Here is a 12,429-nt window from a genome sequence, read left to right on the forward strand (position 1 = left end):
ACGACACCACGTCCCGCCGGAAGGAGTCCTGTGACGACGGGGACCAAACGGATCCCACGCGCGATCCGCGAACAGCAGATGCTCGACTCGGCCATCCGCGTGTTCTCCGACCTCGGCTACCGGTCGGCGTCGATGGACACCATCGCCAAGGACGCCAGGATCTCCAAGCCGATGCTCTACCTCTACTACGGCTCCAAGGAGGAACTGTTCTCCGCGTGCGTGGTCCGCGAGTCCGGGCGGCTCATCGACCACCTCACCTCCGCGGCGACCAGCGGGACCGGTGCGCGTCACAGTCTGGAGAGCGTCGTGGAGGCGTTCCTCGACTATGTGGACGACCACGCCGACTCGTGGAACGTCGTGTACCGCCAGGCCGTCGCGGAGCCCTCGTTCAGTGACGAGGTGGAGAAGACCCGCTCCGTCCTGGTGGACCTGACCACCGACCTGCTGGCGCAGAACTCGGTGGACGAGCGCAGCCGAGAGGTACTCGAGGTGGTCGCCACGGCGCTCGTCGGGGCCGGAGAGGCGGTCGCCGACCGCGTCGCGCACCGGTCCATCCCCAAATCGGTGGCCGCAGGAGTGGTCGTCGAACTCGCGTGGCGCGGCCTCGCAGGAGATCCCGCCAAGTCACTCACCACCCCTAAAGAGGAGAAGCCGTGACCGACACGACCGAAGACAGCACCCGCCGCAAGTCCCAGGGCGCCAGGACCCTCACCCCGCTCGACCTGGCGGGAGGCCTCCCTTCTCTCGTCTCCGATCTCCCGACCGTCCTGCGCGGTCTCCGGATCGTCCGCTCCTCCCGCGGTACCGACAAGATCTCGATCGGCAGGAGGTTCCAGGAACTGGCGGCCTCGCAGCCGGACGCACCGTTCGTGCGCTTCCTGGGTTCCGAGGTCACCTACGGCGAGGCCAACCGGCGGGCCAACCGCTTCGCCGAGGTGCTCAAGGCGCGTGGAGTGGAGCGCGGCGACACGGTCGGTATCTGCATGGTCAACCGGCCCGAGGTCATGCTCGCCATCCTCGGCGCGGTCAAGGTGGGCGCCTCGGTCGGCCTGCTCAACCACCACCAGCGCGGAGAGGTCCTGGAGCACTCGCAGAAGATCCTCGACTCGAAGGTCATCCTCATCGGAGCCGAGTGCGCCGAGGCCGCCGGGTCCATCCCCCGTGAGAACTGGCGCGGCGAGCTGATCGCCGTGGGGACCGAGGTCGACCTGCCGTTCCGCGAGTTCACCGCCGGCCACCGCCCGGATGAGCTCTCCGATCTGACCTGGCTCGAGGACGAGCTCGAGGCCCTCGGTGCGGACGCCGGCGCCACCAACCCGCCCGAGGCCGACGAGACGCTGGGCAACGAGACCGCGTACTACGTGTTCACCTCGGGCACGACGGGGCTGCCCAAGGCCTCGACCATGACCCACTATCGCTGGAACCGCGCACTCGCCGGGTTCGGCCTGTCGGGCGTGCGACTCAAGAAGGACGACGTCCTGCTGTGCCCGCTGCCGATGTACCACAACAACGCCCTGACCGTCGGGCTGGGCTGCGTGCTGGCCGCCGGTGCGTGCCTGGCCATCGAGGAGCACTTCTCCGCGTCGAAGTTCTGGGACCAGGCCCGCGCGGCCGGGGCCACCGCCGCCATCTACATCGGTGAGATCTGCCGCTATCTGCTCAACCAGGAGCCCGGCCCGGGCGACCGTGACCACTCCGTCCGGGTGATGACGGGAAACGGGTTGCGCCCCGAGATCTGGGACGAGTTCAAGGAGCGCTTCGGCGTCGAACGGATCTGTGAGTTCTACGCGGCCAGCGAGTGCAATATCGCCTTCGTCAACGCCTTCAACATCGCCAAGACCACCGGCTACTGCCCGATGGACTTCGCGATCGTGGACTACGACCCGGACACCGGGGAGCCCCGCCGCGGCGAGGACGGCAGGCTGACGAAGGTGGGCAAGGGCGGGATCGGCCTGCTGATCAGCGGCATCTCCGACACGCAGCCCTTCGATGGCTACACCGACAAGGAGGCCACGGAGAAGAAGGTCATCCGCGACGCCTTCAGTGACGGCGACGCCTGGTTCGTCTCGGGCGACCTCATGCTGGACCAGGGCCTCAAGCACGCCTCGTTCGTGGACCGACTCGGCGACACCTTCCGGTGGAAGGGCGAGAACGTGGCCACCACCGAGGTGGAGGCGGCCGTCAGCTCTCGGCACGAGGTGGACCAGGCCGTGGTCTACGGTGTGCCCGTGCCGGGCGCCGACGGCAAGGCGGGCATGGCCGCCGTGCGGCTGCACGACAAGTCGGACTTCGACGGTGCCGCGCTCGCCGAGCACCTGCGCAAGTCGTTGCCGTCGTACGCGGTCCCGCTGTTCATCCGGCTCTCGAAGGAGCTCGAGGTGACCTCGACCTACAAGAGCCGCAAGACCGAACTGCGCGAGCAGGCGTTCGACACCTCCACGTTCGACGACCCGCTCTACGTACTCTCCTCCGACAAGGGCTACATCCCCTTCTACGATGGGGCGGAGAACGACGTCGTCGCCGGCAAGGCCTGAGGCCGGGGACACCCCCGAGGAGGTCCCGCCGCCGCATGCCCAATCGCCGCATGCACAGCCGACGCACGCACAGTCAACGCATGCACAGTCGACGCACGCCCGGTCGCGGCGGGGCCGAACTCTCCCGCCGGTCCCTGCTGATCGGCTTGTCACTGGGAGCGGGCGGTGGGGCGGGATGGGCGTTGACCTCGGCACTCGGGGCGGACGACGACGAGGCGACGTCCGGCCCGGGTACCGAATCCGTGACTCCCCGCCCTTACGTCGCACCCGAGGGCGCGGTCCCGGTCATGGAACCCCGCCGGTTCTTCTACGCCGACCCCGGCGACACCGACGGGCAGACCTTCGGTGACCTCTACCTGCCCGAGTCGGACAATCCGGCACTGCCGGTGGTGGTGTTGATCCACGGCGGCGGGTGGAAGGACTCGCTGGGCCTGGCCTACATGGAGAACCAGGCACGCGACCTGGCCTCCTTCGACGTGGCGGTGTGGAACATCGAGTACCGCCGCGTGGGCTCGGGGGGTGGCTGGCCCACCACGGTCGCGGACGTGTGCGGGGCCGTGGACCACCTGGTGGAGGTCTCCGCACAGGTGGGTCACCGTCTCGACCTCCGGCGGGTGGTGGTCTCCGGGCATTCGGCCGGCGGACACCTGGCGCTGTGGGTGGCCGGGCGGGCGCGCCTGCCGTCCTCACTGCCCGGGTCCCGCCCCGTGGTCCCGGTCTCCGGCTGTGTGTCCCTGGCCGGGGTCGCCGACCTGCTCCACGCCGAGGAGTCCGGTGACAAGTACGTCGCCGGACTCCTCGGCGGTCGCTCCGACACCCGCCGTCAGCGCTACCGGGACGCCTCGCCCGTGGCTCACCTTCCCACCGGCGTCCCGGTGGTGTGCGTCCACGGTCGTGACGACGAGGTGGTCCTGCCCGAGCAGTCTGAGGACTACGTGCGGGCGGCCCGCCGGGTGGGCGATCCCGCCCGCGTCTCGCTGGTCCCCGGTGGCCACGACCCGTGGGGCGACATCACCGGCCGGGCGTGGCACGACACCCGCGACACGATGCTCGCGATGGCGCGCGGGATCCCCGGCCCCACCGGGTGACGGACGGTCCCGGGGTCAGGCGTCGGTGTAGCCGGTGTCGACCCTGATCCGCTCGAGCCGCCGGTGGGAGATCAGCCACCGACCGTCCACCCTGCGGTATCGCTCGTGGTAGTGGCCCCAGCCGTGCAGCCACCGCTCACGCCCGTCGTCGGTCCACCACAGCCGGTCCTCCATGGTCCAGATCCCGGTGGCGGTGGGCTCGCCGGTCTCCGGGTGCGGGCCCGTGAGGTCCAGCAGCGGGGTGTGACCGTGGTGGACGCTGGTCACCGGGACGCGGCCGTCGAGGGTCGCGCGGATCGCGGCGGTGAGTTGCTCGCGGCCCCGCACCTCGGGCGCCCCGCCGCTGGCCGCCCAGGACTGGCTGACCACGTCCACGGTGTGACACGGCCCGTAGTCGTCCCACTGCTTGGTGTCCATCACGTACAGCCGGCGGGCGAACACGGCCCGGATGGCCTCCAGGTCGTCTGCGCGGGGGGTCACGTGGTGTGGTCGGCTCGCGTCGTGCGGTCCGCTCACGTCGTGTAGTCGGCGTTGATCGAGATGTACTCGCGCGAGAGGTCGCAGCCGTAGACCGTGCAGGACCCGTCGGCTGCGCCCCCCTCCACACCCAGGTCGACCGAGATCGTGACCTCCTCGGCGCGCATGATCTCGGTGAGCCGCTCGAGCTCGGCCTCGCCGGGGAACGCCGGGTAGGTCTCCAGGTCGCCGAAGACGATGCGGACGCGCTCCGGATCGATGTCGGTGTCGTCGTGGCACTTGCCGATCGCCATGGCGACGCGGCCCCAGTTGGGGTCCGCCCCGTGGACGGCGGTCTTGACCAGCGGGGAGTTGAGGATCGCCTTGGCCACGCGCTTGGCCTGATCGCGGTCCCGTGCCCCGGTGACCTCGACGGTCAGCAGCTTGGTGGCTCCCTCTCCGTCGCGGGCCAGTTGGAGGGTCAGGTCCAGGCACACGGCCTCGAGGGCCCTGCGCAGCTCCCCCTCGTCCACCGGCCCGGCCACACCGCTGGCCACCGCGATCGCGGTGTCGGAGGTCGAGGTGTCGGTGTCCACGGACAGGCAGTTGAAGGTGTCGTCCACCGCGCCCCTGAACGCGGTGTCCAGCACACCGGGCTCCACGGCGGCGTCGGTGAAGACCACGGCGATCATCGTGGCCATGTCGGGTTCGACCATCCCGACCCCCTTGGCGATGCCCACCACCCGGGCGGTCGCGCCGCTCGTCGTCGTCATCTCCACCGACGCGGTCTTGGGATGGGTGTCGGTGGTCATCATGGCCGCGGCCAGCGCCAGTGCGTCGGCGTCGAACTCCGCGCCGGCCAACCCGTCCAGGTGGGTCCGCAGTATCGACATCGGGTAACGCCGACCGATCACGCCGGTGGAGGCGATGAGCAACTCCTCGGGCGCGACGCCCACGGCACCGGCCGCCCGCTCCAGGACCTCGCGCGCGTCGGCCATGCCCTGGTCCCCGGTGGCGACGTTGGCGTTCTTGGCCACCACCACCACACCACGCGCGCGGCCGCCCGCAGCGTTCTCGCGGCTGAGCACGACCGAGGGCCCGGCGAAGAGAGAGCGGGTGAAGACCGCCGAGGAGGCCACCGAGGGACCGTCGGCGACCACGACGAAGACGTCGTCCCCGTGCTCGCGCAGTCCCGCGGCCCCCGCGTGGGCGCGAAAGCCCGCGGGCAGGGGGATCGGTCCGGAGGGGCTGGTGTCGGTGCGGGTGGCGTTCACGCGTCCGAGTCTAGGCCCGTCGACAGGGCCCGGGCCGGTCGGTCAGGAGCTCCCGTTCCGGCCACCGGACCAAAGTGTGAGATAGCTCGCACCTGAGCAATCCCAGTCCCGGCCTTACTGTTGCTATGAACGTGGGCTTACCGCCTCCGGGGCCGCATAACCCCTCGTCAGGTGGGTTTCGACGTCACGGCTGGGTAACGTCGGCCCGAGTCGTTCGGATGTACCCAACGAGCGTCCGAACGACGCAGACCTCGGCGGTGGAGAGTCCACCGCCGGTACGACGAAAGGATCTACACCATGATCTCTGACTTCATCAACGGCATCGCCACCGGTTCCGCCACCGTCAACACCGGCTCCGAGGCCGCCGATTTCGGCACCGACCTCATCGCCCAGGTCCTCGGCTTCTTCGGTGGCTTCGTCGAGAACTTCGGCTCCTGAGCCGACGCGCCTGACGGCGCGCCGCTCGGGCCAGGCCCAGCCTGACCCGGGCACCACGTGTGACCGGCCCCGCCTCGGCGGGGCCGGTTTTCGCATTTCCGGCCCGCCTGCGGCCGGTCGGCGCCGGTAACCTGGATGCCATGCATCTCGACCTCTCCCGTCACGTCGCCGCCGACCCCGACGCGGTCTGGGCGGTGCTCACCGACATCCCCTCGGCACACCGCACCCTCAGCGGGGTCCTGGCGGTCGAGATCCTCACCCCCGGCCCCTACCAGCCGGGACTCCGGTGGCGGGAGACGCGCAAGATGTTCGGCATGAAGGCCACGGAGGAGATGATGGTGGTCGCCGCCGAACCTCCGCACTCCACCGCGATCGTCGCCGAGAACGGTGGCACTGAATACAAGACCGTGTTCACCGTGACCCCGGACGCCGACGGCACCGGATCGACCCTGCGGATGCGGTTCGGTGCCCATACCGCACATGCCCCGGCGATCTCCCGGGTCGCGATGGCCGTGATGGGCGGCCTCGCGGAGAGGTCGACCCGCAAGACCATGGAGCAGGACCTGGCGGACATCGCGGCGGAAGCCGAACGCCGCGCGGGCTGAGCCCGGCCCCTCCCAACCCAACCCAGCCCAGCCCAGCCCGCGAATCAGCTACTGTCCTGCGCGGTCCCAGAGCTCGGCGACGATCTCCGCAGCCGGCCGATCGGCGTAGGTGTCGGCCGCGCGCCACCCCGAGCCGGCCCACAGCGGCGGGACCTCGACGTCCCCGGCGTCTGCGGCGGCCTTGCGCATGGGCCCGGTGAGCAGGTGCAGGTGCGGGTAGGCGGGGGGCGCGAGCGCGTCGAACTCCGCCACGAACCCGTTGACCAACGCACGGGCGAAGCGTCCGGTGTAGCAGCGTGTCGGACGCGACTCGGTGAACCGGGGATCGGCCAGGGCGGCCCGGTAGAGGGGGCTGGTCCCCGCCTCCGGGGTGCGCAGCAGGACGGTCCCGAGCTGGACGCCGTCCGCGCCCGCCTCGACCACCGCCGCCACGTCTGCCGGGGTACTGATCCCACCGGCCGCGACGAACGGCACGTCCGGAAGCGCCTCGCGGACGGCCCGCACGAGGTCCACGGTGGTGACGGAGTCGGGCTGCTCGCCCACTGCGGTGGTCGACCGGTGCCCACCCGCCTCGGCGGACTGCACCGAGAGCCAGTCGGCCCCGACCTCCACCGCGCGCCGGGCGTCCCGGACGCCTACGACGGTGACGACGACCGCCGTGCCCACCTCCTGCAGCGCGCTGACCACGTCTCGATCGGGGATGCCGAAGGTGAACGAGACCACGGGGACCGGATCGGCGACCAGCGCGGCGAGGGTGGCGGCCTGGTCGAAGTCGGTGAAGTCCGGTGTCCCGGCGAGCGTGATCCCCAGCCTCTCGGCGACAGGGACGAGAGCGGCCGCGTAGCGGTCGACGGCCCCGGGTCCGCCGACCCCGTCCAGCGCGGCCCCGGAGTCGGCCCGGTCCACCAGGAAGACGTTGACGCCGAACGGAGCGGCGGTGAGTTCACGGACCCTGGCGACCTCCTCGCGGGTGGCCGCGGCGTCGAGATAACCCGATCCGATCATCCCCAGACCGCCCGCCTCGCCGACCGCGGCGATCAGCTCCGGAGTCGTGGGACCACCGGCCATCGGCGCGCCTATGACGGGCCTGCGCAGGTCGGACGGCAGCAGGCGATCACGTGGGTCGCGGACCCGGGGGAGGCGCTCGATCATGCCTGAGACGGTACGCCCGGCGGGAGGGCGCGACGGCGGGTGACCACGTAGACCACCCCGCCGACGGCAAAGACGACGACCCCGGCCGCCACCGATTCCCACGGCAGACTCCCGGCCACCACCACGCACCCGACCGCACCCAGCGCCGGCACCCACGCGGGCAGTCGGCGGTGCTGCCGGGCGAGCCGCAGCGCTGCCGCGTTGGCGACGAGGTAGTAGACCAGGACCGCGAACGACGAGAACCCGATGGCCTGGCGCACGTCCGCCACCAGCACGATGCACGCCACGAGCACACCCACGCTGATCTCGGCCACGTACGGTGTCCGCGTGGTCGGGTGGACCGCGGCCAACCGCGGGGGCAGATGTCGGTCGCGCGCCATGGCCATCGTCGTGCGCGAGACCCCGAGGATCCCGCCCAGCAGTGCGCCCAGCGCCGCGATCCCGGCGGCCACCCGGACGATCGGTGCGAGCCCGCCGCCGCCGATCCGCTCGGCCGCGTCCAGGACCGGGGCCGGGCCCGCCGCCACGCCCCCCACCCCGAGGACGTGCACCGTGGAGGCCAGGACCACGGCGTACACGACGATCACCACGGAGATCGCCGTCACCACCGCTCTCGGGATGGTCCGTGCGGGGTCGCGCACCTCCTCGCCGAGAGTGGCGATGCGGGCGTAACCGGCAAAGGCGAAGAAGCAGAACCCGGCCCCGCCGAGGACGCCGAGGATCCGCAACGGCCACGCCTCGTCGTCCACCGGCGGGACCGGCGGCGCCACGCCCGGAAGGGCCGGTTCGGCGGTCCACGCGGCCACCACGAACACCGCCAGAACCGCCACCACGATCGCGACGAGAACCTTCGACGCGGTGGCCGTGCGCTGCACTCCGAGCACGGACAGCAGCGTCAGCGCGAGTACCGCGGCGGCCGCCACGACGTGAGCGTGCTCGGGCCACACGTACAGGCCGGCGGTGAGGGCCATGGCGGCGCACGAGGCAGTCTTGCCCACGACGAATCCCCAACCGGCCAGGAATCCCGGCAGCGGCCCGAGCACCTCGCGGCCGTAGACGTAGGTGCCGCCCGCGGCGGGGAACCGCGCGGCCAACCTGGCCGACGACAAGGCGTTGCACACCGCCACGACCGCAGCGACGGCGAGCGCCGCCCACACCAGCGACCCCGCGCGGGCCGCCGCCGGCGCGAACGCGACGAACACCCCGGCGCCGATCATCGCGCCGAGGCCCACCACCACGGCATCGGTCAGGCCGAGACGGCGGGCGAGTGAGGCGGTCATCGGCACACTGTCGCACCCGTAGTTGGCCGGTGGATGAACCGGACCCGCGGCCCACGGCCCGGGGCGGCACAGCGGTTACATTTGAGGCGTGTCCTCCACCCGCCGGCTCCGACTGAGGATCACCGTCCTCATCGCAGGACTGGCACTGGCCGGTTGTGGCGCGGACGGATCCCCGGACCCCGGACCCGACCGGGACCGCGCGCCCGCCGGCCCGACCGCGCAGGACCGGCCCGCCGCCCCGCCCTGTGAGTCTCCGCTGGACTCGCTGAGCCAGCGCGAGCGGATCGCGCAGCTGTTCACCGTGGGCGTGAGCTCGATGGCCGACGCCCGTCGGGCGGTGGACGAGCACAACATCGGCGGGATCTTCCTCGGCGGCGACGTCGTGGGCGAGGTGGTGTCCGGCGACGGCCTCGCGCGCCTCCAAGAGGACTCACCGCTGCCCCTGTTGGTGTCGATCGACGAGGAGGGCGGTCGCGTGTCCCGCATCGCCCCCTACGCCGGACCGATGCCGTCAGCCCGCGTCATGGCCGCCACGATGAGCCCCGAGGAAGTCCGATCGACGGCGCGGACACGCGGAGAATTCCTCCGCGGGATGGGCGTGACAGTGGACTTCGCCCCCTCCGTCGACGTGTCCGACCAGCCGGACGGGGCCGTGATCGGAGACCGGTCGTTCTCGCCGGATCCGGCCCGCGTGGTCAGCTACGCGCGCGCGTTCTCCGCCGGTCTCCTCGACGCCGGGGTGACGCCGGTGTTCAAGCACTTCCCCGGCCACGGCCGCTCCTCGGGGGACAGTCATCACGAATCGGTGACCGTGCCGCCGCTGGACCAACTCCTCCCCCACGATCTCCGGCCCTTCTCCGAGCTCGCCAGGACCCCCGGCGCCGGGATGATGCTGGGACACCAGCAGGTGCCCGGCCTGACGGGGGTCGACCGGCCGGCCTCCCTCTCCCCCGCCGCATACCGTCTGCTCCGCGAGGGCCACGGGTACGGCGCCCCTCCCTTCGACGGTGCGATCTTCACCGACGACCTGTCCGGGATGCGGGCCGTGACCAACGACTTCCCGCTGCCCCGGGCGGTCGCCGAGTCGCTCATCGCCGGAGCCGACTCCCCGCTCTGGATCACCACCGCCGGGATCCCCGAGGCACTCGATTCGGTTGAACGCGCCCTCGTCGACGGCGCGCTGAGCAGGAAGGCCCTGGACCGCTCATTGGCCCGAATGGCCGCCCTCCGCGGGATCCCCGGATGTCTGAGCTGGCCGGACACCGGACAGTTGACGGAGGCGGGTTCGCTCGCCGGCACCTCCCCCGAGCTCCCGCCCCGCCCCGACCTGCCGGCCCTGCCCGGTCGCGGCGACCCGCCAGGTCAGCCCGATCAGCCCAGTCAGTCCAGTCAGCCCAGCCAGCCCGGGTCACCGGGCTGACGTCGGCCCCCGGGCCCGGTCAGGGCGCGACCTCGCGGGTCCAGACGCCGGAGCTGCCGCGCCGGTGCGACTCCACCAGATGCGTGTCGACCACACCGATGGCCTCCATCAGTGCGAACACCGTCACCGGCCCGACGAAGCTGAAGCCCTTCCGCTTGAGTTCCCTGGCCAGCGCCTCCGACTCCGGCGACCGGCTGGGCACCTCGGCCATGGTCCGCGGCTCCGGAGTGCTCTCCGGCCGGTACGACCAGATCAGCTCCCCGAGGCCACCCTCGGCCCGAAGCGCGATCGCGGCGCGCGCGTTGCCCACGGCCGCGTCGATCTTGCGCTGGTTGCGCACGATCCGGGCGTCCGCCATGAGCCGGGCGACGTCGGTGTCCCCGAACTCCGCGACCGCGTCGGGCGAGAACCCGGCGAACGCCTCCCGGAACGCCGGACGCTTGCGCAGGATCGTCAACCAGCTCAGCCCTGACTGGAAGCCCTCCAGGACGAGCCGCTCGAAGAGACCGGCCTCGTCGTGGACCGGCATCCCCCACTCGGTGTCGTAATACTCCCGCAGTAGCGGGTCCCGCGCCGCCCAGGGCGGCCGCATCAGCCCGTCCTCGCACAGCACCGCGCCACCGGCCTGATCCACCTGGTGTTCCGCCATGTCTCCCCCTGCAGGTTCGTGGACCACCCTTCACGGTGATCGCGCTCACCCTAGGATTTAGCTACGACAGGATCCCGGTGAGCTGCACGATCCGTACCGCCGCCAGGACGACGAGCGCCACGCCCACCACGAGCGTGAGCAACCGTCCGGCCACCCGGCCGTAGCCGAGGAACCTGTCGATCCTGCGGGTCGCGGCGGCGACACCGGACGAGTCGACCCGCGACAACGCGATGATCAGTCCCGTGCTCGGCAGGATCGCGATGACCGCGAAGAACAGGACCTGCAGGAGCTTGGACCACCACGGCGTCTCGGCGAAAGAGATGAGGACCATGCCCGCGGCGAACGGCGCCGAGGTCGCCGACTGGATGACACCCAGCGAGACGCCGGTGGCCATGATGCCGAACTTCTGCAGCACCGACTGGGTCAGCGGGGCCTCGACGTTCTCCTCCTTGGCCTCCGCGGGTCTGCGCAGGCCCATCACGGTGATCACCAGACCGATCACGCCCAGGACCACCATCGCCCAGAGGTTGTAGAACAGGCTGCGCACGAACTCCTGGTTGTTGCCGATCACCCATACCGACACCAGCGAGAGCAGGACGATGCCGCAGAAGGCACCACCCGTGAAGCGGGCGGCGCGCGAGGCGAAGCCTCCCCCCCGGCCGGCGGCCGTGAGCCAGAGCCCCGCGATCACCGCGAAGGCCAGGAGGTTGACCGAGTCGACTGCCGCGAATCCCAGCAGGCTGAGGTAATACTGCACGTCGGCACACACTACCGGCGGGGGCCGGGTGGGCGATCCCGGTAGTCGTCCACGTCGCGGTCGCGGCGGGACTCGTCGTCGTCGCCCTTCATCCGTCCCGGACGGCCGAACACCGACCGGTCGCGCCGCAGGCGGGTATCGATCCCCCTCATGCTCCAGCCGCGCATCGGCGCCGGTACCCGCCACTGGAGACGCCACGCCACCATCCGGAACGTGAACGCGAACGCGGACAGCACCACCGCGGCGACCGGGCCCCACGTGCCTGTCGAGACGGCCAGCGCGGTGAGCGCCGCGCCGGTGGCCGCGGGGATGACGTACAGGTCGGAGCCGTTGAACACGGCGGGGATCTCGTTGGCCACCACGTCGCGCATGAGACCGCCGCCGACCGCGGTGACCACGCCGAGCAGGAGCGCCGAGGCGATCGGCATGCCGTGGTCGAGCGCGCGAGCGGTGCCGAACGTGCAGAACAGTCCCAGCCCGGCCGCGTCGAAGACGATGATCAGCGTCCGGACCCGGTGTAGGTGCGCACCCATCAGATACACCACCGCGGCCGCGACGAACGGTGGTACCAGCAGAATGGGCTGCGCCAACGCGAGCGGCGTGACCCCCAGCATCACGTCCCGGATGATGCCGCCGCCGAGGCCTGCCAACAGACCCAGCACCAGACCACCGGTGATGTCGATGTTCTTCCGCGCGGCCAGCAGGTTGCCGGACAGTGCGAAGAAGAACACCCCGACGAGGTCGAACCACAGCAGCAACGCCGAGGACTCCACTGC

At 71.3% G+C, this 12,429-nt stretch carries 13 protein-coding genes; 6 read left to right on the forward strand and 7 right to left on the reverse strand.

Annotated features, from left to right (window positions below; genetic code table 11):
- Window positions 1–30: 30 nt before the first annotated feature.
- From A6048_RS15800 to A6048_RS15810, 3 genes are all read left to right on the forward strand, one after another.
- Window positions 31–657 (forward strand): TetR/AcrR family transcriptional regulator, encoded by a 627-nt coding sequence (locus A6048_RS15800; protein WP_107746798.1) that lies wholly within the window; start codon window positions 31–33, stop codon window positions 655–657.
- The gene (locus A6048_RS15805) at window positions 654–2,534 is read left to right on the forward strand and encodes a long-chain-acyl-CoA synthetase (RefSeq protein ID WP_107746799.1); all 1,881 of its coding nucleotides are present in this window, start codon (window positions 654–656) and stop codon (window positions 2,532–2,534) included. The genes A6048_RS15800 and A6048_RS15805 overlap by 4 nt, the downstream gene beginning before the upstream one ends.
- 80 nt (window positions 2,535–2,614) lie before the next feature.
- On the forward strand, window positions 2,615–3,622 hold the full coding sequence (locus A6048_RS15810; RefSeq protein ID WP_107746800.1) for an alpha/beta hydrolase: 1,008 nt from the start codon (window positions 2,615–2,617) through the stop codon (window positions 3,620–3,622).
- Window positions 3,623–3,637: 15 nt separating this feature from the next.
- On the opposite strand, the gene A6048_RS15815 is transcribed toward A6048_RS15810, so the two are convergent.
- Window positions 3,638–4,102, reverse strand: coding sequence for a nuclear transport factor 2 family protein (locus tag A6048_RS15815; protein WP_107746801.1), 465 nt, complete (start codon window positions 4,100–4,102; stop codon window positions 3,638–3,640).
- A 32-nt stretch (window positions 4,103–4,134) separates the two neighbouring features.
- Complete coding sequence (argJ, locus tag A6048_RS15820; RefSeq protein WP_235027553.1) at window positions 4,135–5,352, reverse strand: bifunctional glutamate N-acetyltransferase/amino-acid acetyltransferase ArgJ; 1,218 nt, start codon at window positions 5,350–5,352, stop codon at window positions 4,135–4,137.
- A 297-nt stretch (window positions 5,353–5,649) separates the two neighbouring features.
- Here argJ and A6048_RS18460 point away from each other — a divergent pair, with 297 nt between their 5' ends.
- Entirely contained in the window at window positions 5,650–5,790 is a 141-nt protein-coding gene (locus A6048_RS18460; protein WP_162845674.1) for a hypothetical protein, read from the forward strand.
- A 140-nt stretch (window positions 5,791–5,930) separates the two neighbouring features.
- Window positions 5,931–6,395: an SRPBCC family protein gene (locus A6048_RS15825; RefSeq protein ID WP_107746802.1), complete on the forward strand. Its 465-nt coding sequence runs from the start codon at window positions 5,931–5,933 to the stop codon at window positions 6,393–6,395.
- 48 nt (window positions 6,396–6,443) lie between these two features.
- On the opposite strand, the gene A6048_RS15830 is transcribed toward A6048_RS15825, so the two are convergent.
- On the reverse strand, window positions 6,444–7,547 hold the full coding sequence (locus A6048_RS15830; protein WP_107746803.1) for an NAD(P)H-dependent flavin oxidoreductase: 1,104 nt from the start codon (window positions 7,545–7,547) through the stop codon (window positions 6,444–6,446).
- Window positions 7,544–8,827, reverse strand: a complete 1,284-nt coding sequence (locus A6048_RS15835; RefSeq protein ID WP_107746804.1) for an APC family permease — start codon at window positions 8,825–8,827, stop codon at window positions 7,544–7,546. Before A6048_RS15835 ends, A6048_RS15830 begins: the two co-directional genes overlap by 4 nt.
- Before the next feature lie 88 nt (window positions 8,828–8,915).
- Between A6048_RS15835 and A6048_RS15840 the strand changes: the two genes are divergently transcribed.
- A complete protein-coding gene (locus tag A6048_RS15840) occupies window positions 8,916–10,247 on the forward strand; it encodes a glycoside hydrolase family 3 N-terminal domain-containing protein (RefSeq protein WP_107746805.1) in 1,332 nt (443 codons plus the stop codon).
- A gap of 19 nt (window positions 10,248–10,266) precedes the next feature.
- On the opposite strand, the gene A6048_RS15845 is transcribed toward A6048_RS15840, so the two are convergent.
- The 3 genes from A6048_RS15845 to A6048_RS15855 form a co-directional block, all read right to left on the reverse strand.
- Window positions 10,267–10,896, reverse strand: coding sequence for a DNA-3-methyladenine glycosylase I (locus A6048_RS15845; protein ID WP_107746806.1), 630 nt, complete (start codon window positions 10,894–10,896; stop codon window positions 10,267–10,269).
- Window positions 10,897–10,957: 61 nt separating this feature from the next.
- Window positions 10,958–11,653, reverse strand: coding sequence for a hypothetical protein (locus tag A6048_RS15850; RefSeq protein WP_107747224.1), 696 nt, complete (start codon window positions 11,651–11,653; stop codon window positions 10,958–10,960).
- Between the two features lie 11 nt (window positions 11,654–11,664).
- Entirely contained in the window at window positions 11,665–12,426 is a 762-nt protein-coding gene (locus A6048_RS15855) for a trimeric intracellular cation channel family protein (RefSeq protein WP_107746807.1), read from the reverse strand.
- Window positions 12,427–12,429: the final 3 nt, after the last annotated feature.

Source organism: Dietzia psychralcaliphila, from assembly GCF_003096095.1.
In the GTDB taxonomy this organism is placed as follows: domain Bacteria; phylum Actinomycetota; class Actinomycetes; order Mycobacteriales; family Mycobacteriaceae; genus Dietzia; species Dietzia psychralcaliphila.